This is a genomic window from Streptomyces sp. NPDC059248 (assembly GCF_042753905.1).
Taxonomy (GTDB): Bacteria; Actinomycetota; Actinomycetes; order Streptomycetales; family Streptomycetaceae; genus Streptomyces.
Genome location: NZ_JBHYZV010000016.1, coordinates 69,086 through 95,517 on the forward strand (window position 1 = coordinate 69,086; position 26,432 = coordinate 95,517).

Annotated in this window: 24 protein-coding genes; 19 read left to right on the forward strand and 5 right to left on the reverse strand. The window is 72.1% G+C overall.

Annotation, left to right across the window (positions count from 1 at the left end):
- Positions 1-30: 30 nt before the first annotated feature.
- From ACFXG1_RS09525 to ACFXG1_RS09570, 10 genes are all read left to right on the forward strand, one after another.
- On the forward strand, positions 31-591 hold the full coding sequence (locus ACFXG1_RS09525; RefSeq protein WP_384707424.1) for a Uma2 family endonuclease: 561 nt from the start codon (positions 31-33) through the stop codon (positions 589-591).
- A 182-nt stretch (positions 592-773) separates the two neighbouring features.
- Positions 774-1,445 carry a UbiX family flavin prenyltransferase gene (locus ACFXG1_RS09530; protein WP_384707452.1) on the forward strand — a complete coding sequence of 224 codons (672 nt, stop codon included), beginning with the start codon at positions 774-776 and terminating at the stop codon, positions 1,443-1,445.
- A gap of 178 nt (positions 1,446-1,623) precedes the next feature.
- Entirely contained in the window at positions 1,624-2,079 is a 456-nt protein-coding gene (locus ACFXG1_RS09535) for an Lrp/AsnC family transcriptional regulator (RefSeq protein WP_384707426.1), read from the forward strand.
- A gap of 114 nt (positions 2,080-2,193) precedes the next feature.
- A complete protein-coding gene (mqnE, locus tag ACFXG1_RS09540) occupies positions 2,194-3,357 on the forward strand; it encodes an aminofutalosine synthase MqnE (RefSeq protein ID WP_384707429.1) in 1,164 nt (387 codons plus the stop codon).
- A gap of 17 nt (positions 3,358-3,374) precedes the next feature.
- Positions 3,375-3,905, forward strand: a complete 531-nt coding sequence (locus tag ACFXG1_RS09545) for a GNAT family N-acetyltransferase (RefSeq protein WP_384707432.1) — start codon at positions 3,375-3,377, stop codon at positions 3,903-3,905.
- A 103-nt stretch (positions 3,906-4,008) separates the two neighbouring features.
- Positions 4,009-4,299: a DUF4229 domain-containing protein gene (locus ACFXG1_RS09550; RefSeq protein ID WP_384707435.1), complete on the forward strand. Its 291-nt coding sequence runs from the start codon at positions 4,009-4,011 to the stop codon at positions 4,297-4,299.
- A gap of 260 nt (positions 4,300-4,559) precedes the next feature.
- The gene (locus ACFXG1_RS09555) at positions 4,560-4,667 is read left to right on the forward strand and encodes a putative leader peptide (protein WP_384707438.1); all 108 of its coding nucleotides are present in this window, start codon (positions 4,560-4,562) and stop codon (positions 4,665-4,667) included.
- 109 nt (positions 4,668-4,776) lie between these two features.
- Positions 4,777-6,144 carry a dicarboxylate/amino acid:cation symporter gene (locus tag ACFXG1_RS09560; RefSeq protein WP_384741903.1) on the forward strand — a complete coding sequence of 456 codons (1,368 nt, stop codon included), beginning with the start codon at positions 4,777-4,779 and terminating at the stop codon, positions 6,142-6,144.
- Positions 6,145-6,900: 756 nt separating this feature from the next.
- Positions 6,901-10,782, forward strand: coding sequence for a Pls/PosA family non-ribosomal peptide synthetase (locus ACFXG1_RS09565; protein ID WP_384714652.1), 3,882 nt, complete (start codon positions 6,901-6,903; stop codon positions 10,780-10,782).
- Between the two features lie 82 nt (positions 10,783-10,864).
- Positions 10,865-12,238, forward strand: a complete 1,374-nt coding sequence (locus ACFXG1_RS09570) for a M1 family metallopeptidase (protein WP_384714649.1) — start codon at positions 10,865-10,867, stop codon at positions 12,236-12,238.
- Between the two features lie 293 nt (positions 12,239-12,531).
- Here ACFXG1_RS09570 and ACFXG1_RS09575 read toward each other — a convergent pair whose 3' ends face one another.
- Positions 12,532-12,735 carry a cold-shock protein gene (locus ACFXG1_RS09575; protein WP_017948713.1) on the reverse strand — a complete coding sequence of 68 codons (204 nt, stop codon included), beginning with the start codon at positions 12,733-12,735 and terminating at the stop codon, positions 12,532-12,534.
- A 486-nt stretch (positions 12,736-13,221) separates the two neighbouring features.
- On the opposite strand from ACFXG1_RS09575, the gene ACFXG1_RS09580 reads away from it, so the two are divergent.
- The 5 genes from ACFXG1_RS09580 (at position 13,222) to ACFXG1_RS09600 (ending at position 18,734) form a co-directional block, all read left to right on the forward strand.
- Positions 13,222-14,043 (forward strand): menaquinone biosynthetic enzyme MqnA/MqnD family protein, encoded by an 822-nt coding sequence (locus tag ACFXG1_RS09580; RefSeq protein WP_384714655.1) that lies wholly within the window; start codon positions 13,222-13,224, stop codon positions 14,041-14,043.
- 167 nt (positions 14,044-14,210) lie between these two features.
- Positions 14,211-15,953, forward strand: a complete 1,743-nt coding sequence (locus tag ACFXG1_RS09585) for a serine/threonine-protein kinase (RefSeq protein WP_384741906.1) — start codon at positions 14,211-14,213, stop codon at positions 15,951-15,953.
- 207 nt (positions 15,954-16,160) lie between these two features.
- The gene (mqnC, locus tag ACFXG1_RS09590; RefSeq protein ID WP_384709946.1) at positions 16,161-17,360 is read left to right on the forward strand and encodes a cyclic dehypoxanthinyl futalosine synthase; all 1,200 of its coding nucleotides are present in this window, start codon (positions 16,161-16,163) and stop codon (positions 17,358-17,360) included.
- 13 nt (positions 17,361-17,373) lie between these two features.
- Positions 17,374-17,976: a hypothetical protein gene (locus tag ACFXG1_RS09595; RefSeq protein ID WP_384709943.1), complete on the forward strand. Its 603-nt coding sequence runs from the start codon at positions 17,374-17,376 to the stop codon at positions 17,974-17,976.
- A 65-nt stretch (positions 17,977-18,041) separates the two neighbouring features.
- Entirely contained in the window at positions 18,042-18,734 is a 693-nt protein-coding gene (locus ACFXG1_RS09600) for a demethylmenaquinone methyltransferase (RefSeq protein ID WP_384709940.1), read from the forward strand.
- A gap of 71 nt (positions 18,735-18,805) precedes the next feature.
- On the opposite strand, the gene ACFXG1_RS09605 is transcribed toward ACFXG1_RS09600, so the two are convergent.
- Positions 18,806-19,318, reverse strand: coding sequence for a GNAT family N-acetyltransferase (locus ACFXG1_RS09605; protein WP_384709936.1), 513 nt, complete (start codon positions 19,316-19,318; stop codon positions 18,806-18,808).
- Between the two features lie 100 nt (positions 19,319-19,418).
- Here ACFXG1_RS09605 and ACFXG1_RS09610 point away from each other — a divergent pair, with 100 nt between their 5' ends.
- Together ACFXG1_RS09610 and ACFXG1_RS09615 are read left to right on the forward strand one after the other, a co-directional pair.
- Positions 19,419-20,705 carry a geranylgeranyl reductase family protein gene (locus tag ACFXG1_RS09610; RefSeq protein ID WP_384709933.1) on the forward strand — a complete coding sequence of 429 codons (1,287 nt, stop codon included), beginning with the start codon at positions 19,419-19,421 and terminating at the stop codon, positions 20,703-20,705.
- An 87-nt stretch (positions 20,706-20,792) separates the two neighbouring features.
- Positions 20,793-21,749, forward strand: coding sequence for a hypothetical protein (locus ACFXG1_RS09615; RefSeq protein WP_384709930.1), 957 nt, complete (start codon positions 20,793-20,795; stop codon positions 21,747-21,749).
- 51 nt (positions 21,750-21,800) lie between these two features.
- Here the strand turns inward: ACFXG1_RS09615 and ACFXG1_RS09620 are convergent, their stop codons facing one another.
- Entirely contained in the window at positions 21,801-22,304 is a 504-nt protein-coding gene (locus ACFXG1_RS09620) for a hypothetical protein (RefSeq protein WP_384709927.1), read from the reverse strand.
- 143 nt (positions 22,305-22,447) lie between these two features.
- Entirely contained in the window at positions 22,448-22,792 is a 345-nt protein-coding gene (locus ACFXG1_RS09625) for a winged helix-turn-helix transcriptional regulator (RefSeq protein WP_384709952.1), read from the reverse strand.
- 181 nt (positions 22,793-22,973) lie between these two features.
- Between ACFXG1_RS09625 and ACFXG1_RS09630 the strand changes: the two genes are divergently transcribed.
- A complete protein-coding gene (locus tag ACFXG1_RS09630; protein WP_384709924.1) occupies positions 22,974-23,864 on the forward strand; it encodes an NAD(P)-dependent oxidoreductase in 891 nt (296 codons plus the stop codon).
- Between the two features lie 53 nt (positions 23,865-23,917).
- Entirely contained in the window at positions 23,918-24,790 is an 873-nt protein-coding gene (locus ACFXG1_RS09635; RefSeq protein ID WP_384709921.1) for an SDR family NAD(P)-dependent oxidoreductase, read from the forward strand.
- A gap of 134 nt (positions 24,791-24,924) precedes the next feature.
- Here ACFXG1_RS09635 and ACFXG1_RS09640 read toward each other — a convergent pair whose 3' ends face one another.
- Positions 24,925-25,737, reverse strand: a complete 813-nt coding sequence (locus tag ACFXG1_RS09640; RefSeq protein WP_384709918.1) for a C40 family peptidase — start codon at positions 25,735-25,737, stop codon at positions 24,925-24,927.
- Positions 25,738-26,432 lie beyond the last annotated feature (695 nt).

A 26,432-nucleotide genomic window follows, 5' to 3' on the forward strand; every position in this document is an offset into this window, starting at 1 on the left:
CATCGAGGGCAGGACACGGGAGGTGTTGTCATGGTGACGTCGGAGACCGATCGCCTGCACTCGCAGCTCAGCCGGTTCGAGGACATGTTCCCCGGCTATCGGACAGAGATTGTCGAGGGCAACATCGTGATGAGTCCCGTACGGGCGTTCCACAACGAGACGATCGTGCGTCTGTGGATGCTGCTGGAGCCACAGCTAGCGGCGGAATGGGCCCTGGTCAGCGATGTCGCGATGCCGTTCACCGAGGAGAACGAGTTCTGCCCCGATCTCGCCGTGATTCCCACGGAGGAGAAGAACCGCAACCTCGCCGTGTACTCCGCGGATCTGGTCGAGCTGGTGATGGAGGTCGTCTCACCGAGCAGCGCCCGCAACGATTACGAGGTCAAGGACCGCCAGTACGCGGCCAGGGGCATCGGCCACTACCTGATCTTCAATCCGCTCAAGGGCGAGCTGACCATCCGCTGGAACCCGGGCCCCGACGGCTACCGGGGCAGCGACACCCTTCCGTACGGGGAACAGATCACCGTCGGGACGTCGCTCGGCAAGCTGGCGTTCGACACCTCGGTGCTCCCGGTCGACCCCGGGAAGTGACCGGGCTCCCCCACGGGGGACGGTCTCTGCCGGCACCCCCCTGACCGCGCCCTGAGGACGGTGGAACCCGTCGGGCGGGCGCCGGATAGGCTCCCCGTGTGGAGCCAGTACGAGACGAACCCCGCGACGACGGCGACGAGGCGAGCGCGTCCGCGCGGGAAGGCGTACGGCGGCCCTGGGTCGTGGGGGTGTCGGGCGCGTCCGGGACGCCGTTCGCCGCCGCCGTGCTGCGGGGGCTGATCGACGCGGGCGAGAGCGTCGACCTCGTGGTGTCGCGGGCCTCGCGGCTCACCCTGCTCGACGAGACCGGGATCTCCTTCCGCGACGCGCGCTGGCGGGACGATCTGACGGAGTGGCTGGGCCGGGGGGCCGACGGGCGGCCGGGGACGTACCGGGTCGAACTCGGTGACCTGCGGTACTGGAACGCCGGGGATCTCGCGGCCGGGCCGTCCTCGGGGTCGTACCCCGCGAAAGGCATGCTGATCGTGCCCGCGTCGACCGCCGCCGTCGCCGGGGTGGCGCTCGGGCTCTCCAAGGACCTCCTCCAGCGGGTGGCGAGCGTGACGCTCAAGGAGCGGCGGCCCCTGGTCGTCGCCGTACGCGAGACACCGCTCAACGGGCAGACGCTCCGTCATCTCGTCACCCTCGACCAGGCCGGGGCCGTCGTCCTGCCCGCTTCGCCCGCGTTCTACGCCGGGGCGACGCACATCCAGGACCTGGTGGACTTCGTCGCCGGGCGGGTGCTCGACGCCGTGGGGGTGCCGCACACCCTCTACCGGCGGTGGGAGGGCGAGATCGGCGCGGGCGCCAAGAAGGCGGAGGACACGGGCGACGGGGGCGAGGGGGCGCGCTGAGCGGGGCCCTTCCGGGCCCGGCGGTCGGCGGCGGGGGATTCGTACAGGCATCAGTACCGGTATCCACACCGGACCCGTACCGACAGACTTTTTCGGGGATCGCAGGGACAAATCCCTGGATGCCTTAGTTTCATTCTGATACTCACTGGACTGCTGAATAATGGAAGGCTCCAGGTTTATGGACGCGGTGGACAGGCAGCTCATCCAGGCCCTACGCGAGAACGGCAGGGCCTCCTACGCCGAGCTGGGACGGCTCGTCGGGCTCTCCGGGCCCAGCGTCACCGACCGGATCAACCGGCTGGAGGCGGCGGGTGTCATCACCGGCTACCGCGCCACCGTCGACGCCGCTTCCCTCGGGCTCGGTGTCACCGCCCTGATCGGCATCTCCCTCTCCGACGCCGCCGACCACGAGGACGTGGCCCGCAGGCTCCGCGATCTGGACGAGATCGAGGACTGCTGGTTCATCGCGGGCGACGACTCGTACATGCTCAAGGTCCGGGCCAACGACGTCGACGGCCTGGAGAAGACCATCCGCCGGCTGAGCGGCACCCGGGGCGTCTCCAGGACCCGTACGACGATCGTCCTCTCCACCAAGTGGGAGAACCGGGTCGGCGATCTGCCCGCCCAGGACTGACGGGGACGCCACCCGGGCGGCGGGGGCACTCCCGCCCGCCGGTGGCGGGCCAAGTACCGTGGACGGGGCCCGATGGACGAGGCTCGACGGACGAGGAAAGTGGGAGGCGGGCGCATGGACGCTGGGCTCAAGCGCGAGCTGGAGGAGAAGGTCCTGGCCGGTGAGCGGCTGACCCGTGAGGACGGGATCGCGCTCTACGACTCGGACGACCTCGCCTGGCTCGGCGGCCTCGCGCACGAGGTCCGCACCCGCAAGAACGGTGACGTCGTCCACTTCAACGTCAACCGCCACCTCAATATGACGAATGTGTGCACCGCGTCCTGCGCGTACTGCTCCTTCCAGCGGAAGCCGGGCGAGAAGGACGCGTACACGATGCGGATCGAGGAAGCCGTCCGCCTCGCCAAGGCGATGGAGAACGAGAACCTCACCGAGCTGCACATCGTCAACGGGCTCCACCCCAATCTGCCGTGGCGCTACTACCCCCGGTCGCTCTCCGCCCTCAAGGAGGCGCTGCCGAACGTCTCCCTCAAGGCGTTCACCGCCACCGAGATCCACCATTTCGAGACGATCTCGGGCATGTCGGCGTCCGAGATCCTCGACGAGCTGATCGAGGCCGGACTGGAATCGCTCACCGGCGGCGGCGCGGAGATCTTCGACTGGGAGATCCGGCAGCACATCGTCGACCACAAGACCCACTGGGAGGACTGGTCGCGCATCCACCGGCTCGCGCACAGCAAGGGGCTCAAGACCCCGAGCACGATGCTGTACGGACACATCGAGGAGCCCAGGCACCGCGTCGACCACGTCCTGCGGCTGCGTGAGCTGCAGGACGAGACCGGCGGCTTCCAGGTCTTCATCCCGCTGCGCTACCAGCACGACTTCGTCGACATGAAGGACGGCAAGGTCCGCAACAAGCTTCAGGCGCGGACGACGATGGCGACCGGCGCCGAGGCGCTGAAGACCTTCGCCGTCTCCCGGCTGCTCTTCGACAATGTGCCGCACGTCAAGGTGTTCTGGGTGATGCACGGAGTGCAGACCGCCCAGCTCGCGCTCCAGCACGGCGCCGACGACATGGACGGCTCGGTGGTCGAGTACAAGATCACCCACGACGCCGACAACTACGGCACGCCGAACAAGCTGACCCGCGACGATCTGCTGGAGCTGATCCGGGACGCCGGTTTCCGGCCGGTCGAGCGGAACACGCGCTACGAGATCATCCGCGAGTACCCGGGCCCCGAGGCGGACCGGCGCGAGTCGCCGCAGCCCATGCGGGTCTGAGCGGGAGCGACGGCACAGTGACTCTGACGTACACCCTCGACCCCGTCGTCGACCCGGCGCTCCGGGACGGTGTGCTGCGGCTCTGGGCCGATGTCAGCAACGCGGGCGGCGCGGTCGGTTTCGTACCGCCCGTCACGGTGGACGACATCCGTCCCGAGCTGGTGCGCCAGCTCGCCGCCCTGGCCGATGGGCGGTCCCGGCTGCTCGTCGGCCATGACGCGGAGGGACGGGTCGCGGCCACCGCGTTCCTCACCTTCAACAGCCATCGGCTGATGACGCACTGGATCTGGCTCTACACCGTCATGGTCCACCCCGACCGGCAGGGACGCGGCGACGGACGCGGTCTTATGGCGGCGGCCGAGCGGGCGGCCCGGGGATTCGAGGGGATCGAGGCGATCCGGCTCGGCTGCCGGGGCGGACTCGGACTGGAGCGGTTCTACGCGTCCTGCGGCTACCAGGAGGTCGGGCGGGTGCCCGACGCGATCCGGGTGGCCCACGGCGACTACCGCGACGACATCACGATGCTGCTGCCACTGCGGCACGCGTAGCCGCCGTTTGGATCGATTTCGGCGCATGCTTCACTGGAACAGCACGTTCACACAGATCGCGTACGTGAACAGCGCGTGCGTGCGGGAAGAGAGAAGGGCCTCCGTGTCTGCCAAGTCGAGCGCCGCGATCAAGTACACCGGCCTCCGTCTCGCCGTCTTCGCGGGCTGCTTCGCGGTCGTGTTCGCCCTCGTCCACTTCGGGATCCTCCCCAAGGGCCTCGGCGACGCCAACCTCGCCTGGGTGCTGCTGCTCGCGCTGGTGCTGTCGGCGCCGCTGAGCTTCGTCCTGCTGAGGAAGCAGCGCGACGCGATGTCGGAGCAGATCGTCGACTCCGTGGACCGGGCGAAGGACCGGCTGGCGGCGAACCGGACGCGGGAGGACGGCATCGCCTGATACGGGGCCGTACACCCCGGGCACACGGGAGCCGCTCCGCCGAGTGCGCCGTCTCCCTCATGTCCGGCAGATGAAGCCGTGTATCGCGCGCATATCGGATGTGTCACACATCCCGGGTGGTGATCTTGAGATCCCACCCGGGATGTCCGTGTTTATACGGGTAGTACCGATGCTGCGGCGTGGATTCCGAGGAAAACGTGTTCCTCCACCTCCAAGATGACCTTTGAGTACCTCAAAGCTCCGGTGTTAACGTGTTCCCCATGCAGACATCAGTGCGCCTCCGCCATGCCGCGAGCCCCCCGCTCGTGGCGCGCCTGCATGTCGACCTCTGCCGCTGCACGTCCGCGGTCTGTCGCCGCTCGGTCTGACCCCGGCACTTTCCCCAGCGGCAGCCCCGACCGGCCACGTACCAGTCCTCCTCGCGCACGGGCGCCGCCTTCCGCTCACCCCTTCCTCAGCCATCACTGGAGTGTGTCCGTGTCCGCGAACACGACGTCCCCCGCCGACCGGAAGCCCGAGGCTTCCGGGTCCGGCTCCGGTTCCCGACTGCCGAGAATCCCCTTCTGGGCCCAGATCGTCGCCGGTCTGGTCCTCGGCGTCCTGCTCGGCTGGCTCGCCCGGGAGCAGGACATCAGCTGGCTCAAGGACACGCTGGAGCAGATCGGCGACATATTCGTCCGTCTGCTGAAGCTGGCCGTCGCACCGCTCGTCTTCTTCGCGATCCTGATCTCGATCACCAACCTGCGGAAGGTCAACAACGCCGCGCGGCTGGCCGGCCAGACCCTGCTGTGGTTCCTGATCACCTCCTTGATCGCGGTCGCCATCGGCATCACGATCGGCCTCCTCACCAACCCGGGCGAGGGCACGGGGCTCACCCCGAAGGACGGTGCGCTGCCCAAGAAGACCGGCTCCTGGATCGACTTCCTGACCGGGATCATCCCGACGGACATCATCACGCCCTTTGCGGAGCTGAAGGTCCTCCAGATCGTCTTCCTCGCCGCCGTCGCGGGTATCGCGGCCCTCGCCCTCGGTGAGAAGGCCAAGCCGATCCTCACCTTCAGCGAGTCCGTACTGGAACTGCTCCAGAAGGCGCTGTGGTGGGTCATCCGGCTCGCCCCGCTGGGCACCGTCGGTCTCATCGGCTACGCCATCGCCGACTACGGCTGGAACCTGATCAGCAAGTACGCGACCTTCACCGCCGACGTCTACATCGGCAGCCTGCTCGTCCTCTTCGGCGTCTACCCGCTGCTGCTCTGGGCCGTCGCCAAGGTCAATCCGATCCAGTTCTTCAAGGGTGCCTGGCCCGCGATCCAGCTCGCCTTCGTCTCCCGCTCCTCCGTCGGCACGATGCCCGTGACGCAGCGGGTCACCGAGCGGCTCGGTGTGCCGAAGGAGTACGCGTCCTTCGCCGTACCGTTCGGCGCCACCACCAAGATGGACGGCTGCGCCGCGATCTACCCGGCCCTGGCCGCGATCTTCGTTGCGGAGATCTTCGACATCCAGCTGGGCATCAAGGAATACCTGCTGATCGTGTTCGTCTCGGTGGTCGGCTCGGCCGCGACCGCCGGTCTGACCGGCGCGACCGTGATGACGACGCTGACCCTCTCCACCCTGGGCCTCCCGCTGGAGGGCGTGGGCCTGCTGCTCGCGATCGACCCGATCCTCGACATGATCCGCACCGCGACGAACGTGGCGGGACAGGCGGCCGTACCGGTGATCGTGGCGGCCAGGGAGAAGATCCTCGACCACGACCAGTACAACGCGGCGGGGTCGACCTCGATCGACGACGAGTCCGTGCCGCCGGTGGACGCGGAGCGCAAGGTGTCGATCCCGGCCCCCGCGTAACGCTCGCGCTGTGCGGTGACGTAAAGCGCCTGTGCTCATCGGAGCCCCCGCTCTCCCCCTCACGGAGAGCGGGGGCTCCGGTGCCGGTGCGCCCGGCGGCGCGGGGAGCCCGAGCGCCTTGGTCACCCGGGGCCGGTACCGGACGCGTCCGGCGCCCACGGGTATTTTTCGGCCCGCGGCCCGGTGGTGGGCTTGTCGCGCAGTTCCTCGCGCCCCTGGATACCCGTCCGACCGCCCTTGCGGAGGCATCGCCCTCCGGGCGGGGTTGTGTTTCGGGTGCGGCCCGGTGGTGGGCTTGTCGCGCAGTTCCTCGCGCCCCTGGATACCCGGTCCGACGCCCCTGCGAAGGCTCGCACCTAAAGGCATCTCCGGGCGGGGCGCCTCTCGATGATCTCGGGCTGAGGGGTGCATGTCCGTGTGCGTGGGGAGGGCGGATGCGGGGTTGCCCCCGCAGCCGTCGGCGGGGTGCAGCGGTCAGCGTTTCCGAGGGCCCGGGTTCCGCCGATGGCGAGGAGGTAACCCCGGAGTCGACCGACCAACCCGCGCCGCACAGGCAACCCGCAGAGTCCCGGAGCAACGCTCACCCGACAAGAAACACCAAGCCCCCGCGCCCCACCCACCCGTCATACGCAATGTGCATAACAGGCATATGTGGTGAAACCGAAATAGGCTCCTCGTCTGTCAGCCCACCGCGCCGACGGACGGAGAGTGCCGGATGTTCCCGAGCCGGCCCAGGCCCCCCGCAGGGCTCCCCGGATGACCGTCGCCGCGCCCGCGGCCACGCGGCCCGCCGTCTTCGCCGGAGGGCCCGCCGCACCCGGGCGGACCCTTGTCGACGTCCTCGCCGCCACCGCCCGCGACCACCCCGACGCCCTCGCAGTGGACGACGGCGTCACCCCGTTGACGTATCGCGCGCTCCTGGCCGAGGTGAACGTCCTGCGCCGGGCGCTCGTGGACCGGGGCGTCGGGCGGGGGACGCGGGTCGGGGTGCGGGTGCCGTCCGGCGGCGCCGATCTGTATGTGTGCGTGCTCGGGGTGCTCGCCGCTGGCGCGGCGTACGTCCCCGTCGACGCGGACGACCCGCCCGAGCGGGCCCGGATCGTCTTCGATGAGGCGGGCGTCGCGGGCGTCCTGGGCCCGGGCCGGACCCTGCGGGACACCAACGCCACCAGCAATGCCACCAGCAAAGCCACCAACGGCGCGCCCGGCATCGCGCCCCGCCCCGGCGACGACGCCTGGGTGATCTTCACCTCGGGGTCCACCGGACGCCCCAAGGGCGTCGCCGTCACCCACCGCGCCGCCGCCGCGTTCGTCGACGCCGAGGCACGGCTCTTCCTCCAGGACGGGCAGGACGGTCCGCTCGGGCCCGGGGACCGGGTGCTCGCCGGGCTGTCCGTGGCGTTCGACGCGTCGTGCGAGGAGATGTGGCTGGCCTGGCGGCACGGCGCGTGCCTGGTGCCCGCGCCCCGCGCCCTCGTCCGCGGCGGTGCCGAACTCGCGCCGTGGCTCACCGAACGCGGGATCACCGTCGTATCCACCGTCCCCACGCTCGCCGCCCTGTGGCCGCCCGCCGCGCTCGACGGCGTACGGCTGCTGATCCTGGGCGGTGAGGCGTGCCCGCCCGAGCTGGCCGCCCGGCTGGCCGTTCCGGGCCGGGAGGTGTGGAACACGTACGGCCCCACCGAGGCGACGGTCGTGTCCTGCGCGGCCCGGCTCACGGCGGACGGCGGTCCGGTACGGATCGGGCTGCCGCTCGACGGCTGGGACCTGGCCGTCGTGGACGGCCGCGGCGACCCGGTGCCCATGGGCGGCACGGGCGAACTCGTCATCGGCGGCGCGGGGCTCGCCCGCTATCTCGACCCGGTACGGGACGCCGCCGCCTACGCCCCTCTCGCGGCGACCGGCTGGTCCCGCGCCTACCGCTCCGGCGACCTGGTCAGGGCCGAACCCGCCGGGCTGGTCTTCGTGGGCCGCGCCGACGACCAGATCAAGCTCGGCGGCCGACGCGTCGAGCTGGGCGAGATCGATACGGCGCTGCTGACCCTGCCCGGGGTCCGCGCCGCCGCCGCTGCGATCCGGACGACCCCGTCGGGCACCCGGATCCTGGTGGGCTATGTCGTTCCGGAGGCGCACGGCTTCGACCGCGCCGCCGCCCTCACCCGGCTGCGGACCCTGCTGCCCGACGCCCTCGTGCCCGTGCTCGCCGTCGTGGCCGCGCTGCCGACCCGGACCTCCGGGAAGGTCGACCGGGACGCCCTGCCGTGGCCCCTGCCAGGGGAGGCCCCGCCCGGGGACGGGACTCCCCCGGCAGCGGGGCCCCTCACCGGCACCGAGGCATGGCTCGCCGCCCAGTGGACCGATCTCCTCGGCGCCGCCGCGCCCGCCGCCGCTGACGACTTCTTCGCGCACGGCGGCGGAAGCATCGCCGCGGCACGGCTGGTGTCGCGGATCCGGGAGCGGTACGGGACCGGGTCCGTCGGCGACGTCTACCGGCATCCCACCCTCGGCGCGCTCGCCGCCGTTGTCGACCGGCCCGGCCGCCCGGAGACCCGTACCGCCGGTGACCGACCCCCGGTCCGCCCCGTACCCCGCCGGACGCGGGTCCTCCAGTTCGCCCTGCTGGTGCCGCTGCTCACCGTCGGCGGGCTCCGCTGGGGCGTCGTCGCCGCCGCTGCCGCGAAGATCGTCGGCGTCGGGCCCGGGATCTCCTGGTGGTGGATCGCCGCGGGCTGGCTGCTGGTCGCGAGCCCGCCGGGGCGGATCGCCGTCGCCGCGGGCGGCGCCCGCCTCCTGCTGTGGGGGGTGCGCCCGGGATCGTATCCGCGCGGCGGCCGGGTCCATCTGCGGCTGTGGACGGCCGAGCGGCTCGCCGAACTCGGCGGCGCGACCCAGCTCGCGGGCTGCTGGCTCACCTACTACGCCCGCGCCCTCGGCGTCCGGGTCGCCGACGGCGTCGATCTGCACGCCCTGCCGCCGGTCACCGGCATGCTCAGGATCGGCCGGGGCGCCGCGGTCGAACCCGAGGCCGATCTCGCCGGGCACTGGCTCGACGGCGACGTGCTCAGGATCGGGGCGCTACGGATCGGCGCCGACGCCGTCGTCGGGGCCCGCAGCACCCTCTTCCCCGGCGCCCGGATCGGCAAGCGCGCCGAGATCGCGCCCGGCTCGGGGGTGACCGGGACGGTACCGGCGGGGGAGCGGTGGTCCGGAGTGCCCGCCGTACGCGACGGCCGCGCCCGCGGCACGGCCCGCACCGCCCGGCGGAACCGTCCGCCGCGCCGGGCCCGCTGGACCGCCGCCTACGCCCTGACGTCCCTCGTCCTCGGTCTGCTGCCCGCCGTCGCGGCCCTCCCCGCCCTGCTCGTGCTGCGCGCCGCGCCGAGTCTCTGGGCCGGGGTCCCGCTCGCCGCGGTCACCGGCCTGGGGGCGTACGCCCTGCTGATTCTCGCCGGGGTACGCGCCATGGGCGCCGGGCTGCGCGCGGGCAGCCACCCCGTCCACGGGCCCGTCGCCTGGCGCGCCTGGGCCGTCGAACGGCTGATGGACACCGCCCGCGTCCATCTCTTCCCCCTCTACGCCAGCCTCGCCACGCCCGGCTGGCTGCGGGCGCTCGGGATGCGGGTGGGCCGGGGCGTGGAGGCGTCGACCGTTCTGGCGCTGCCGTCGATGACGACGGTCGGGGACGGCGCGTTCCTGGCCGACGACACCATGGTGGCCAGTTACGAACTGGGCGGCGGACGGATGAGGATCGCCGCCGCCCGGGTCGGCAAACGGGCCTTCCTCGGGAACTCGGGGATGACCGCGGCGGGCCGCCGGGTGCCCAAACGCGGCCTCGTCGGGGTGCTCTCCGCCGCGCCGAAACGGGCCGAGGCGGGCAGTTCATGGCTCGGTATGCCGCCGATCCGGCTGCGGCGCGAGCGCGAGGAGGGCGACCGGAGCCGTACCTACGCCCCGCCCGTACGGCTGCGATGGGCCCGCGCGGCCGTCGAGGCCTGCCGGATCGTGCCCGTCCTCTGCTCGGCCGGGCTCGCCGTCGCCGGTCTGTACGGCTTCGCGGCACTGGCGCGGTCGTACGGCGCCGGGGCCGCCGTCGCCGCCACCGGGGCGCTGATGGCGGTGGGCGGGCTGGTGGCGTGTGCCGTCGCAGCCGGTGCGAAATGGGTGCTGAACGGGCGGTTCCGGGCGGGGGAGCACCCCCTGTGGTCCGGGTTCGTCTGGCGCGCCGAACTCGCCGACACCTTTGTGGAGGTGCTCGCCGTGCCCTGGCTGATCGGCGCGGTCCCCGGCACCCCGCTGACGAACCTGTGGCTGCGGGGCATCGGCGCCCGGGTCGGGCGGGGCGCCTGGTGCGAGACGTACTGGCTGCCGGAGGCCGATCTGGTGACCGTCGGCGCGGGCGCGACCGTGAACCGCGGGTGCGTCCTCCAGACGCACCTCTTCCACGACCGGATCATGCGCCTGGGTCCGGTCGAACTGGGCCCGGGGGCGACCCTCGGCCCGCACGGCATCGCGCTCCCGGGCGCGGTCGTCGGCGCGGGCGCGGTGGCGGGCCCGGCGTCCCTCGTGCTCCGTGACGAACGGGTCCCCCCGGGTACCCGCTGGCTGGGCAACCCGATCGCGTCCTGGCCTGACCGATGACGGGGGGCCGGGTGGCCCCGGCCCCCCGGACCCCGGCCCCGGCTGCTTCCTCCCCCCACCCCCGACCGAAGGCGGCGCGGCAGTGTCCGACTCGTACCTTCCGCAGCACGGCGACGACGGCTACCGCGTCACCGCGTACGACCTCGATCTGGCGTACGTGCCCCACACCGGGCGGCTCGCGGGCCGGGCCGTCGTCCACGGGGTGGCGCTGCGCGGTCTGCCCGTCGTCGTGCTCGACCTCGGGCGGTTCCGGCTGACCGGGGTCTTCGTCGACGGGGCGCGCCCGGCCCGCTGGGCGCATCGCGCCGACAAGCTGCGGATCACCCCGGCGCGGCCGGTCGAACCCGGGGCGCGGTTCACCGTGGAGGTCCGCTACCAGGGCGTTCCCCAGCCGGTACGGACCCGGGAGTGGGGCGAACTGGGCTGGGAGCAGCTCGACGAGGGCGCTCTCGTCGCGTCCCAGCCGCACGGCGCTCCGTCCTGGTTCCCGTGCAACGACCGGCCCGACGACAAGGCCGCGTACCGGATCGCGGTGACCGCCCCGACGCCGTACACCGTCGTCGCCAACGGGCGGCTCGTGGCCCGTACCGCGGGCTCGTCGACCACCCGGTGGGTGTACGAGCAGCCCGTGCCGACGGCCAGCTATCTGGCGACCGTCCAGATCGGGCCGTACGAGCGGGTCGTCGTGCCCGGCACCGAGCCGACGGGCGGGGACGGGGACGGGGTGCCGCAGTCCGCCGCCGTACCGCGGAGGCTGCTGACCAGGTTCGCGTACGACTTCGCCCGTCAGCCCCGGATGATGGCCCTCTTCACGGATCTTTTCGGCCCCTACCCCTTCGATTCCTACGGTGTGGTCGTCGTCGGCGAGGACCTCGACGTCCCGGTGGAGGCCCAGGGCCTCGCCGTCTTCGGCGCCAACCATGTGGACGGCGCGCGCGGCTCCGAACGGCTGATCGCGCACGAGCTGGCCCACCAGTGGTTCGGCAACAGCCTGACCGTCGCCGACTGGCGGCACATCTGGCTGAACGAGGGGTTCGCGAAGTACGCGGAGTGGCTCTGGTCCGAGGCGTCCGGCGGGCCGTCGGCGGCGGAGCGCGCCGCCGGGTCGCGGGCCCGGCTCGCCCTGCTGCCCCAGGACGTGCGGATCGCGGACCCGGGGCTCCGGCGGCTCTTCGACGACCGGGTGTACGAGCGGGGCGCGCTCACCCTGCACGCGCTGCGGACGGCGATCGGGGAGTCGGCGTTCCGGGCGCTGCTGCGGGAGTGGACGACGGCGCACCGGCACGGATCGGTGACCACGGAGGGTTTCACGGCGCTGGCGCAGCGCCACACGGCGGTGCCGCTTGAGGGGCTGTTCCGGGCCTGGCTGTACGAGAAGGCGCTGCCGGGCCCGCCCGGCGCGGGCGTCGTCCCCGAGGATCAATTCCGGGATATCTCCGGGGTCCGGAATGTTTGATTCCGTAATATCCATGCGGTGGAGGGAATTCCCCGGGCATTCCTGCCGCCCGGGGCCCGGTAACGCCGCGCATTCGGGCCGGTCCGACCCGTTGCCCGGTTCGCCCGGATCGTTCTTCCGGATCGTTCTCCCGGCGGTTCGACCGGCCCGCGACGGTCCTGCGACAGGGCCGCGACGTCTCCGCGATGTCGCCGCGATGTGTCCGTGCGCGGGAAAGGCAGAAGCCCCGTTCCTCGCGGACGGGGCTTCTTGGGTACTGCTCTAAGTCGGACGCGATCGCCGACACCTCGGCATTAGGCCGGGGTGACGTTCTCCGCCTGCGGGCCCTTCGGGCCCTGCGTGACGTCGAAGTTCACGACCTGGTTCTCCTCGAGGGACCGGAAGCCGGTCGCATTGATCGCGGAGTAGTGGACGAAGACATCCGGGCCGCCGCCGTCCTGGGCGATGAAGCCGAAGCCCTTTTCAGCGTTGAACCACTTGACGGTTCCGGTAGCCATAAGCCCTCCTTGGGCCAAAGGGTTGCCCTGCTCCAGAACCTGCAAACAAGTCTGAAAACTACAAAAGCCTGCGGGTCACATGCTCCGCAGGCTCTGTACTGCAAGGGAAACCAAACTGCAACTTGCGTCGAGCCTAGCACGCAGGGTCCCGGCGGCGGTAGAGGTGAAGATCACGTCACCCGGACGCTTGAAACGACCGCCCATTCGCTGACGAGCCGGGGGCCGGGAAGGGACACCGCCGTACCTCTGCGGCGCGGCTGTCGGAGCGTCGCCCGCACGGCGTACGCCCCCGGCGTCCCGGCCGTCCCCACCGCCCCGTCGCGCGGCCCCGGTGGCCCGGGCGGTTAGCCTCGGGCCGTGGACATCTCCGAGGAACACCAGGGGCGCCACGAGCGCCACGACCGCCGGGCGGACGTCCCGGGCACCCCCGCCCCGGGTGCCGCCCCGGGCGCCGGGGCGGGCGACCGCCGCCGGGACCGGCCGCGCGTGGGCCATATCCAGTTCCTCAACTGCCTGCCCCTCTACTGGGGGCTGGCCCGGACCGGGACGCTCATCGACTTCGAGCTGACCAAGGACACCCCGGAGAAGCTGAGCGAGCGGCTGGTGCGCGGCGAACTCGACATCGCGCCGATCACCCTGGTGGAGTTCCTCCGCAACTCCGGCGAACTGGTCGCCTTCCCCGATATCGCGGTGGGCTGCGACGGCCCCGTGATGTCGTGCGTCATCGTCTCCCAGGTCGGTCTCGACCGGCTGGACGGCGCCCGGGTCGCCCTCGGCTCCACCTCCCGTACCTCCGTCCGGCTGGCCCAGCTCCTGCTGGCCGAGCGGTTCGGTGTCACCCCCGACTACTTCACCTGCCCGCCCGACCTCGGCCTGATGATGCAGGAGGCCGAAGCGGCCGTCCTGATCGGGGACGCGGCCCTGCGCGCCGCGCTCCACGACGCCCCCCGGCTCGGCCTCCAGGTCCATGACCTGGGGCTGATGTGGAAGGAGTGGACCGGGTTGCCGTTTGTCTTCGCGGTGTGGGCGGCGCGCAAGGAGTATCTGGCCCGGGAGCCCGAGGTCGTCCACGAGGTCCACCGGGCCTTTCTCGCCTCCCGCGATCTGTCGCTGGAGGAGGTCACCAAGGTCGCCGAACAGGCCGCCCGCTGGGAGGTCTTCGACGCGGAGCTGCTCGAACGGTACTTCCGTACCCTCGACTTCCGGTTCGGTCCCGACCAGCTCGCGGGCGTCCGCGAGTTCGCCCGGCGGGTCGGCCCGACGACCGGCTTCCCGGCGGACGTCCCCGTCGACCTGCTGACTCCCTAGGAGGGGGCCGAGGGGGCGCCTTAGGGTGGGGCCCGTACGTCCACGGCCGTACGACACGCCCGCAGGGGGCGGGAGTTCGTCCACGGGCGAGTTCACGGACAAGTCCACGGACGGGTTCACGGACGGGTTCACGGGCGAGTCCACGGACGTGGGGGAGTGGAGTACCGATGCAGCCGCTGGGCCCCGACGAGCCGCGCGCCATCGGCCCGTACCGTCTCGTCGGCCGGCTCGGCGCGGGCGGCATGGGCCGGGTCTACCTGGGACGCAGTACGGGCGGCCGGACGGTCGCGGTCAAGGTCGTCCATCCGCATGTGGCGCACGACGAGTCGTTCCGGGCCAGGTTCCGGCGCGAGGTCGAGGCGGCCCGGCGGGTCGGCGGCCGATGGACCGCACCCGTGCTCGACGCCGACCCGGAAGCGGCCGTCCCCTGGGTGGCCACCGGCTTCTTCGCCGGCCCCGCGCTCTCGGCCGCCGTCGACGAGCACGGCCCGCTGTCCGGCCGGGCGGTACGCGGACTCGGCGCCGGGCTCGCGCAGGCCCTCGCCGCCGTCCACGCCCTGGGGCTCGTCCACCGCGATGTGAAGCCCTCCAACGTCCTGCTCACCCTCGACGGGCCCCGGCTGATCGACTTCGGGATCGCCCGCGCCGTGGACGGCACCTCCGCCCTCACCACCACCGGGGTCACGGTCGGCTCGCCCGGCTTCATGTCGCCCGAGGCAATCCTGGGCAAGGACGTCACGGGCGCGGCCGACGTCTTCTCCCTCGGTTCGGTGCTCGCCTTCGCGGCCTCCGGACAGACCCCCTTCCGGGGCGGCACCACCGCGACACTGCTGTACAAGGTCGTCCACGAGGAGCCCCAACTCGGGCCGATGGACGACGAACTGCGCGAACTGGTCTTCCGCTGCCTGGAGAAGGAGCCGGGCGTCCGCCCGGAGCCCGGGGAGATCCTCGCCCTGCTCGCGCCGGACGGGCCCGCCGCGCTGATGGGCTCCGGCTGGCTGCCGGGACCGCTTGTGGAGCAGGTGACCCGGATGGCGGTGGGGCTGCTGGACCTGGAGGCGGGCGACGACGCCGGGGGCGGTGTCTCCGGAGGTCCCGACGTCTCCGGGCCCGTGCCGTTCGACGAGGCGGTCGCGGTCGGGTTCGGCCCGCCGACGCCGACGCCGACGGCGGAGGGCGCGGAGTCCGTGCCCGTGCCCGCGCCCGACCCCCGGATGTCGTACGTCCATACGGCGCCGTCACCGCCGTCCCCCCGGCCGTCCCTCGCCGTCGACGCCTCCGTGGCCACCGTCACGGCCGGCCCCGCCGAAGGGCCGCCGGGCCGGGACCGGGCCCCGGGCCGCCGTCGCCGCGTCACCTGCTCCGTGACGCTCACCCTCGCGCTCGCCCTGTTCGCCGTGCTCCTCGGCACCGGCGTCCTGGAGGACGTGCTGCCCGACCGCGGGACGAGCAACGACACGGCGAAGGAGGGCGGGAAGCCGGTGCCGTCCTCCGGCGCGAGTGCGAGTGCGCCCGGGTCCACCGCGCCGCCGCTGGCGCGTGTGCCCGCCCGGTTCGCCGACGTCTGGGCGGGCGAGATCCAGCCGGGGAGCGCCGATCCGGCGGAGGAGCCGGGATCGTTGACGGCCGAGATCCTGGAGGCCGGTCCCGGCCGGCCGGCCGGCTTCGTCGACGAGAGCGCGTCCGACGGCAAGCTCCTCTGCCAGTACGCGCTGACCCTCCACAGCGTCACCAGCACCCATCTGGTCACGGACGGGCGGGGCGAGGTGGGCCACGGGTGCGCGGCGGGCGTCCGGCGGTTCACCTTCCGGTACGAGGGCCGGGCCGACGAGGACCGGCTCCACTACGCGGCCCGGAGCGCGCGCGGCTGGTCCACCGACGAGGCCGTCCTCACCCGGGCCGGCGGCTGACCCCGGGCCGGCGGCCGGCCCCGGGGGTGCGACGGTCCCGAGGGCGCGACGGACCCCGGGGGTGCGACGGACCCCGAAGGTGCGACGGGCCCGATGTCCGGGCCCGGCCGGGGTGGCCCCGGCCCCTGGCGTAGGCTGGACCGGCCCGCCGAAGAGCCCGTACGCGACCCGTACGAGCCCAGCAGAACCGCCGAAAGGTGACACCCGGTGACCGAGAAGGCCGACCTCCAGTCCGTCCTGGACCGTGCAGCCGACGGCGGGCGCATCACCCCCGAAGAGGCGCTCGACCTCTACCGCTCCGCCCCCCTGCACGCGCTCGGCCGGGCCGCCGACGCCGTGCGCCGCCGCCGCTACGCCGGTACGGAGCACATCGCGACGTACATCATCGAGCGGAACATCAACTACACCAACGTCTGCGTCACGGCCTGCCGGTTCTGCGCCTTCTACGCGGCGCCCAAGGACACGGCCAAGGGCTGGACCCGCGACCTCGACGACATCCTCCGCCGCTGCGCCGAGACCGTCGAACTCGGCGGCACCCAGATCATGTTCCAGGGCGGCCACCACCCCGACTACGGCGTCGAGTACTACGAAGAGCACTTCGCGGCCATCAAGGCGGCCTTTCCCCAGCTGGTGATCCACTCCCTCGGCGCGTCCGAGGTCGAGCACATGGCACGGATCTCCGGGGTCACGGTCGAGGAGGCGATCAGCCGGATCCACACGGCCGGACTCGACTCCTTCGCAGGCGCCGGGGCCGAACTGCTGCCCGCCCGCCCGCGCAAGGCGATCGCCCCGCTGAAGGAGTCCGGCGAGCGCTGGCTGGAGATCATGGAGACCGCCCACCGGCTGGGCGTCGAATCCACCTCCACGATGCTGATGGGCACCGGCGAGACCAACGCCGAACGGATCGAGCACCTCCGGATGATCCGGGAGACGCAGGACCGCACCGGTGGCTTCCGGGCCTTCATCCCGTACACGTACCAGCCCGAGAACAACCACCTCAAGGGCCGTACCCAGGCGACGCTCTTCGAGTACCTGCGGATGATCGCCATCGCCCGGCTCTTCATGGACAACATCGCCCATATCCAGGGCTCGTGGCTGACCACCGGCAAGGAGGTCGGCCAGCTCTCCCTCCACTACGGCGCGGACGACCTCGGCTCGATCATGCTGGAGGAGAACGTGGTCTCCTCGGCCGGCGCCAAGCACCGCTCCAACCGCCAGGAGATCATCGACCTGATCCGCAAGGCGGGCCGGGTCCCGGCACAGCGGGCCACCACCTACGAGCACCTCGTGGTCCACGACGACCCGGCGAACGACCCGGCCGACGAGCGGGTGGTCTCCCATATCTCGTCCACCGCGATCGAGGGCGGCACCGCGCACCCCGAGCTGAAGCTCCTCCCCACCACCTGACCCGGGACGCCGTGTGCTGACCGTCCACACCGCCGGATCGCTGCTGCCCGGCGCCGGGCACCCCGCCGTGCCCGGGGGAGCCGTCGCCGTCCGGGGCCGGGAGATCGCCGCCGTCGGGCCGTACGAGACGGTGCTCGCCGCCCATCCGGGGGCCCGGGTGCGCCGCTGGCCCGGCACCGTCGTACCCGGGCTGGTCCATCCGTACGGCGTATGGCTGCTGGAACACGCCTACCACCCCGACCCGCGCGAGGCCGACGACCTCGGGACCGCCCCGCTGACCGGGGACGCGCTCACGGCGCTGGGGATGGACGACACCCGGTGGGGCGCGAGCGCCCGGCGCGGGGCGCAGCGGCTGCTGGCCCACGGGGTGACGGCGATCGCCGGTACGCCCGGCCGCCCGGCCGTCGCGGACGCGATCGCCAGGACCGGTCTCACGGTGCTGCCGGGGGCGGCGGCCGCGCCCGCCGGTGCGCCGGGGTTCGCGGCGCCTGCGGACGCGTACGCCGCCGTACTGGACGCCCGTGCCGTCGGGACGCGGGCCGACTTCGCCGTCTTCGACGCGGGGGAGTGCGTGGCGACGGTCCTCGGCGGGCGACTGCTCCACCGGCGCCGCTGAGCCGCGCCCTCGCCCCGGGCGGGGGCGCCGCCGGGTTCGGGCCCGCGCCCGGCAGAATGGGAGGCGTGAACCGAGCCTCCTTGGACAAGCAGCCGCACGAAGTCGCCTCCATGTTCGACAAGGTGGCGAAGAACTACGACCTCACCAATGACGTCATCTCCCTCGGCCAGGACCGCCGCTGGCGCAAGCAGGTCGCCCGCGCGATCGACGCCCGGCCCGGGGAGAAGGTCCTCGACCTCGCGGCCGGTACGGGGACGTCGTCCCTGCCGTTCACCCGTACCGGTGCGTTCGTCGTCCCCTGCGACTTCTCCCTCGGGATGCTCGCCGAGGGCAAGAAGCGGAACCCCTGGCTTCCGCTGACGGCGGGTGACGCGACGCGGCTGCCGTTCCGCGACGACGTCTTCGACGCGGTGACGATCTCCTTCGGGCTGCGCAACGTCCAGGACACGGAGCGCGCGCTGCGGGAGCTGTACCGGGTCACGAAGCCCGGCGGGCGGGTCGTGATCTGCGAGTTCTCCCACCCGACCTGGGCGCCGTTCCGCACGGTCTACGAGGAGTACCTGATGCGCGCCCTGCCGCCGCTGGCGCGCCAGGTCTGCTCCAACCCGGAGGCGTACGAGTACCTGGCCGAATCCATCCAGTCCTGGCCGGACCAGCCCGAGCTGGCCGCGCTGCTCCAGAAGGCGGGCTGGACGAAGGTCGCCTGGCGCGACCTGTCGGCCGGGGTGGTGGCCCTCCACCGGGGCACCAAGCCCTGACGGGCCGGAGGCGACGGGGGCCCCGCGCCCCCGGACCCCCCCGCTCCGGCCCCGTCAGGGAGCCGCGCGGGCTACCCCAGCTCCAGGCGGAAGCAGTGCGCGTGCCGGTCCGTGTCCGGGACCGGGAAGGACTCGGCGCGGCGCATGCCGAGCCTGCGGGTGACGGCTATGGACCGCTCGTTGCGCGCGTCGACCATCGCCACCACGTTCGATACCCCCGCCCCGCGGACCCGGTCCAGCGTCGTGCGCGCGGCGGCCGTCGCGTACCCCCGGCCCCAGGCGCGGCGCGCCAGCCGCCAGCCGATCTCGATCTCCCCGAAGGGGCCGAAGCGTTCGTGCGGCCACGGCTGCGCGCCCGTGAAGCCGATCGCGTCACCGTTCTCGTCGAGAAGAGTCCACAGGCAGAAGCCACGTTCGGCGTCATGTCGTCGCTGGCGTGCCGTCAGTTCCTCGTACTCGGACAGTTCCGCCGCCCGCCCGCCGTGGAACTCCATCACCTCGGGATCGGCGAAGATGCGGTGCCACACCACCGCGTCCTCGTCGGTCGGCACGCGCAGCTGGACAACGGGGAGGAGGGTGCTCATGAGGGGGAGCCCTTCGGTCGGCTGATCGGTACGTCCACATAGACTGCCCGTGTCCCGTGCCGCCGGCACGCCCAATTCCGAGACTCGGGAGAGACCAGTCGTGACCGAGCCCCTCACGGAACATTCCGCGGATGTGATCGTCGTCGGGGCAGGCCCGGCCGGCGCCACCACCGCGTACTACCTGGCCAAGGCGGGTCTGGACGTCCTCCTGCTGGAGAAGACGTCGTTCCCGCGCGAGAAGGTCTGCGGCGACGGGCTCACCCCCCGCGCCACCAAGCAGCTCGTCGCCATGGGGATCGACGTATCCGAAGAGGCGGGCTGGCTCCGGAACAAGGGCCTGCGCATCATCGGCGGCGGCGCGCGGCTCCAGCTCGACTGGCCCGAGCTGGCCTCGTACCCGGACTACGGACTCGTCCGCAAGCGCGACGACTTCGACGAGCAGCTCGCCCGGCAGGCCCAGAAGGCGGGCGCCCGGCTCTACGAGCGGTGCAACGTCAGCGGGCCGATCGTCGACGACCGCACCCGCCGGATCACCGGAGTCGAGGCCAAACTCGGCGAGGACAAGCGGCCCGTCACCTTCCACGCCCCTCTCGTCGTCGCCGCCGACGGCAACTCCACCCGGCTGTCGCTGGCGATGGGGCTGCACCGCCGCGAGGACCGCCCGATGGGCGTCGCCGTCCGGACCTACTTCACCTCCCCGCGCCACGACGACGACTATCTGGAGTCGTGGCTCGAACTGTGGGACCGACGCGGCCCGGGACCGGACCGGCTGCTGCCCGGCTACGGCTGGATCTTCGGCATGGGCGACGGCACGTCCAATGTCGGCCTCGGCGTGCTGAACACCTCCGACTCCTTCAAGGAGCTGGACTGGCGCGAGGTGCTGAAGGCGTGGTGCGCCTCGATGCCCGAGGAGTGGGGCTACACCGAGGAGAACATGACGGGCCCGATCCGCGGCGCCGCGCTCCCGATGGCCTTCAACCGCCAGCCGCACTACACCCGCGGACTGCTGCTCGTCGGTGACGCGGGCGGCCTGGTCAACCCGTTCAACGGCGAGGGCATCGCCTACGCCATGGAGTCCGGGCAGATCGCCGCCGACGTCATCGTGCAGGCGAGCGCGCGGTCGACCGCGTCCCAGCGTGAGCTGGCCCTCCACCGCTACCCGAAGGTCCTCAAGGACACGTACGGCGGCTACTACACACTCGGCCGCGGCTTTGTGAAGCTGATCGGCAACCCCAAGATCATGAAGCTGGCGGCCCAGCGCGGACTCTCGCACCCGATGCTGATGCGCTTCACCCTGAAGCTGCTGGCCAACCTGACCGACCCGACCGGCGGCGACGCCATGGACCGGGTCATCAACGGCCTGTCGAAGGTCGCGCCGAAGGCGTGACACCGGCCCGGCGTTGACCTTCTCACCGTGTCAGGGCGTGGACTGAAGCCGTCCACACCCCGACTCGTCCGAGAAAGAGGTCCGGTCTTGTCACCGCAGTTCCCCTCGTACGCGGGCTCCGGCCCGTACTGCTACACCCATTCGCTGATCATGAGCGCGACGGCGGCCGGGCCCGTTCCGCTGCCGTCGCCGGCCGTCGTGGAGACCCTCACCGGTGCGGCCTTCGGGTTCCAGCTGATCGCCGGGAAGCTCCCGCTGTTCGACCCGTACGCCTGGGATCCCGAGATCGGCGTCGACCAGGCCGTCGGACTGCTCGGGCTGTCCTGCGACCGGACGTCCGGCGGTACGGACGAGGAGGCGCTGGAGCGGCTGCGGTCGGCGGCGGCGCGCGGGCCGGTCCTGGTGGGGCCCGTCGACATCGGGCTGCTGCTGTACCGGCCCGGCGTCCCGGCGCGCGGGGCGGGCGACCACTACGTCGTGGTGCTGGACGTCGCGGCCGACGGCACCGTACTGCTGCACGATCCGCAGGGGCATCCCTACGCGACGCTGGAGGCCCCCGCGTTCCTGGAGGCGTGGCGGGCCGAGGAGATCACCTACACGGAGGCGCCGTTCGTGATGCGTGCCTCCTTCGTCCGGGAACGCGCGGTGACCGACGAGCGGGCGCTGCGGGACGGGCTGCCGCTCGCGAAGGGCTGGCTCGGCGGCCGGGACGATCTGCCGGTCCCGCCGGGCACCCTCGGCGGGGCGGCCGGGATCGAGGGGTTCGCCGCCCTGGTGAAGGCGGGCCTCGACCCGGAGGTCCGGGGGCTGCTGGGGCACTTCGCGGTACGCGTCGGAGCGCGCCGGGCCTCCGACGCGGCCGACTGCCTCAGCCGGATCGGCCTGCCGGAAGCCGCCGCCGTCGCCCGGGAGCAGGCCCGGCTGATCGGCGCGCTCCAGCGGCCGGTCGTCGCCGAGGACGACGACGCGCTGACGGCCGGCCTGGAGCGGCTGGCGCCGGTCTACGGGCGGCTGCGCGCGGAGTTGGAGCGGTCGGCGCCCTGACCCTCGCCCTTGCCTCTCGACCCCGATGTGCCGGGGCGGCCGGGCCGGGGCTCAGCCCTCGATCTGGTCCCGGAAGTTGAAGCAGCCCTCCAGCTCCGCCGTCTGCCGCCCGCCGGCGACGTCCACGGAGACCGCCGCGAACGCCATCCGGTGGCTGTCCCACTTGTCGGTGATCCGCTCGATGCTGAGCCGGACCGGGATCCGGGTCTGGGCCACCTCGCGCCGCAGTGACAGCTTCATCGAGGTGACGAGGATCCGCTTCCTGGCCTCGGGCAGCCCCACCTTGGGCAGCGTCGCCAGGGCCGGGACATGGTCGTTGGTGTAGGCGTACAGCATGGACGCGAGGGTGTGGTACGAGACGATCTGGGCCAGGATCGAACCGTGCAGGACCGGCCGGAACGGCGCCCGGTCGCTGAGGTCCGACGCGAGATCGACGTCGAACACCCCGTGGTACGAGTCCCCGTCGTAACTCATATCGGTGGCGGTCCACGGGGTGTGGCACCAGGCGGCGGCGAGATCGTCGTTGATCTCCGGAAAGCTGGGCAGGGCACGCACGGCGGTCACCTCTCGACGGGTGTGACTGACGACGGTCGGACCGCTGGTCTACCCATCACGGGCCGGGACGGACCGAACGGACCGGGCGAACCACCCGAACCGGGGAGCGCACGGGACAAGCAGGGGCATACGGCGGGGTGCGCTCAGCTCGGCGCGCCCCGCCGGACGGCCTCGATCCGCGCCATGTTCTCCTCGCCCCACTCGCCGAGCGGCGCCATGGCGCGGTTGAGGGAGTGGCCGAATTCCGTGAGGGAGTACTCCACCTTCGGCGGGATCTCCGGGAACTCCTCCCGGTGTACGAGTCCACAGCTCTCCATCTCACGGAGCTGAAGCGTCAGAATCCGCTCACTGATCCCCTCGGTCTCCCGCCGCAACTGCCCGAACCGCAGCGGCCCGGAGCCCAGGGAGAACAGGATCAGCCCCTTCCATTTGCCGCCCATGATGTCGATGGCCGCGTCCAGACCACAGGTGTAGCTGCGCTTCTTCATGCTTCCCGACTGCTCCGTTCCCCGTACGGCCACTGACAGAAGTGTGCGTACCCGACAGAATTGTCGGTACTTGTCTCGACCGGGACGAGCCTCCAGGATGAGGGAAAGGCCGGCCGGGCCCCTTACTCGCCTCTTCCTCTCTCCCGATTACTCCCCTTTTCCTGGTAGGAGTCCCTTCCGTATGCCCGCGCACATCTCCACCCCCCTTCCGGTCACCGTCATCGGCCTCGGCTCCATGGGCAGCGCACTCGCCGCGGCCCTCGTCGCCGCCGGACACCCCACCACCGTCTGGAACCGCGGCGCCGCCAAGGCCGCGCCCCTGGTCGAACTGGGCGCCGTCCACGCCCCGTCGGTCGGGGCCGCGGTGGCCGCGAGCCCCCTGGTGATCGCCTGCCTCTCCACGTACGACACCACCCGCTCCGCACTCGGACCGGCCGGGGCGGCGCTCCGGGGCCGTACCCTCGTCACCCTCAACAGCGGCTCCCCGCAGGGCGCGCGGGAGACCGCGGCCTGGGCCGAAGGGCTCGGCGCCGCCTTCCTCGACGGCGCCGTGAAGAACGTGCCGCAGGCCGTGGGCGCCGAGGACACCCAGCTCGTCTACGCCGGGGACCGTACGGTCTTCGATACCTGCGCGCCCGTGCTGCGCGCCCTCGGCGGCGACACCGTCCACCTGGGCGAGGAGCCCGACCTCGCCGCCTTCTACGAGATGGCCGTCGGCGCCACCCTGCTCCCCGCGCTCGTGGGCTTCTTCCACGGCGCGGCGCTGATGACCGGCCGCGGCCGGACGGCGGCCTCGATGGTGCCGTTCAGTGTGAAGTGGCTGGAGATGATCGCCTCCATCCTCCCGGCGCTCGCCGACGAGATCGACCGGGGCGACTACGACCGGCCGTTCTCCTCGATCGGGGTCTTCGCCGACGGTATGGGCGACGAGACGCGCCAGGCCGAGGAGTCCGGGCTCGACACCGGCTGGCTGGAACCCCTTCAGGAGCTGATCCGCCGCGCGGTCGCCGACGGCAGGTCCGAGCAGAGCGTCTCGGCCCTGACCGAGATACTGCGCACACCGAGGGCATGACGACCGGCGCGGGCTGCGGCGGGCGGTCGCGCGGCGGTGCGTAGGGTGGCGGGATGAGCCCCGAAACCACCGCCTCCGCTTCCTCCGGGCCGGGCTCCGGGCCGGGCTCCGGCGCCGGGCGCGACTCCGGCCCGGGCGCCGTTCCGGTGGGCGTGGCGCGCTATCTCGCCGGGCTGTTCTCCCTCGACGGGCGTACCGCCGTCGTCACCGGCGGCAGTTCCGGGATCGGGCGGGCCATCGCGGAGGCGCTCGCCCGGGCCGGGGCGCGGGTCGTGATCGTGGCGCGCCGGGAGGCCGAACTGGACGCCACCGTCGCGGGGCTGACCGCCGAAGGACACCGGGCGGCCCGGGTGAGCGCCGACCTCGGCGGCCGGGCGGCGGTACGGCGCGCGGCGGACGAGGCCGCCGCCTTCTTCGGCGAGCCGGACATCCTCGTCAACGCGGCCGGGATCAACCTCCGTCCGCCGATGGGCGACATCACCGAAGAGGTCTGGGACACCACGATGGCGGTCAATCTGGTGGCGCCGTTCCTCCTGGGGCAGAGCTTCGGCCCCGGGATGGCGCGGCGGGGCCACGGCCGGATCATCCACATCACCTCGCAGCAGGCGCACCGGGCGTTCGTGCAGAGCGGCGCCTACGGGGTCTCCAAGGGCGGCCTTGAGTCGCTGGCCCGGTCGCAGGCCGAGGCGTGGTCCCCGTACGGCGTCACCGTCAACACCCTCGTCCCCGGTGTGGTGCTGACACCGCTCAACGCCCGTCTCGCCGACGATCCCGCGAAGGTCGCCGGACTCGCGGGCCGGACCATGGTCGGCCGCAACGGTCTCGCGGACGACTTCGCGGGCGCGGCGGTGTTCCTGGCGAGTGACGCTTCGGCGTACATCACCGGACAGTCGGTCTTCGTGGACGGCGGCCTCTCCGCGCACTGAAACATCCGGCACTGAAGCCCCCGGCGCTGAAGCACCGTACGACCGCGGTACCGGCGCGCGGACGTGCGAGGGCCGCGGCTCCACCCCCGAGCGGGGGAGCCGCGGCCCTCGGCGTGTCCGTGGGGACGGCCGGGTCAGAGCACCCGGACCGCGCCGGTCGCCGGGTAGCCGGACAGGTCCTGGATGACGACGCCCTTGCGGGAGTTCGCCGCGTCCAGGTACTTGCCGTCACCGATGTAGACACCGGTGTGGTACGCGTTGCCCTTGGCACCCCAGTAGAGGATGTCGCCGACCTTGAGGTTACTGGTGCCCACCTCGGTCCCGGCGCGCGACTGGTCCTGGGAGACCCGCGGCAGCTCGATGTTGACCTGGCGGAAGGCGGCCCGCACCAGGCTGGAGCAGTCCCAGGAGTTGGGTCCGGTGGCGCCGAGGACGTAGGCGTCGCCGACCTGGGCCTTGAGGAAGTTGATGACGGTAGCCACGGACCCCGAGGAGGAGGACGAGGACGACGGGGCCTTCTTGGTGGCCTTGGCCGACGCGAGGGTCGTCCGGGCGGCGTCGCGGGAGGCCCGCTCGCGGTCGGCGGCGCGCTTCTTCGCCTCGGCGCGCTTGACCTCGGCGGTGCGCAGGGCCTCCGCCTTCGCCTTCTTCGCGGCCTTGGAGGCCTTGTCGGCCGACGCGTTCTCGGTCTCCTGCAACTGCTGGTCCAGCGTGACCTGCTGGGAGTTGGCCGCGGACTTCGCGACGACATGGGAGATGGACGAGGCCGCGTCGAACGCGGGCATCTCAATGGTCTCGGTTACGGGGTCGGCGCTGGCCGGCCCGGCCGCACCGGCCACTGCGATGGTGCTGAGGACGCCACCGGCAACCCCCGCCCGGAGCGCGAGGTTGGAGGAGCTGCGCTGGCGGGGCTTCCGGTGGCTGGGTATGTGAGCGGTGTGGGGCATGGGTACACCGTTATCAGTCGTACATAGTCGCCATCAAGAAACGTGGGTTGCGCCACAGTTACGACTGGAATCCGTCAATCCGCTTCTGACGGGCCTTTATTGACGCCGTAGCGGGCAATCCGGACATTCATGATCACGGTCGTGAGCATGTGGTTTCTATAAAAAGTCCGAATTGCCGAACGCCTACCACCCGGGTATCCCGATGGCCAAGCCCCGCTTTTCGCCACCTCGCAGGCTGTGACGCACGTCACATGAGTGCGGGGTGTGGGGGTGCGTTTCCGGACACGGAGCCTCCTGATCCGGATTTACCGACAGAAGTTCGTGAACTCGCGCACGCGTGCGCGTCACCTGACGCCTCAAGGGTGTCGCGCGTCACCCACCGTATCGGAGCGGATCCCGTCCGGCGTGAGCGGGGGGTGGTCGTGAAGCGGTGGTGCGGGGTGGCGCTCTTCGGTGGATCCGGGTCGTCCGGCTGCGTTTGGGGCGCTCCCCGCACGGGTGAGGCGATGTCGCGTTGTGGCGCCTTTTATCACCCGAAGCGGCCCATCGCCAATTTGCCCGAATGGCCATCGCCTTGATAGAGGAGTCCCGCTCCGACCAGCGTAAACACCAACCGGCATCACGCCGGGTGATCCGATGGACGCACCCCGTATGAAGATCGTTCCTTTGTGCGGCGCATGATCGTCCTGCGGGTG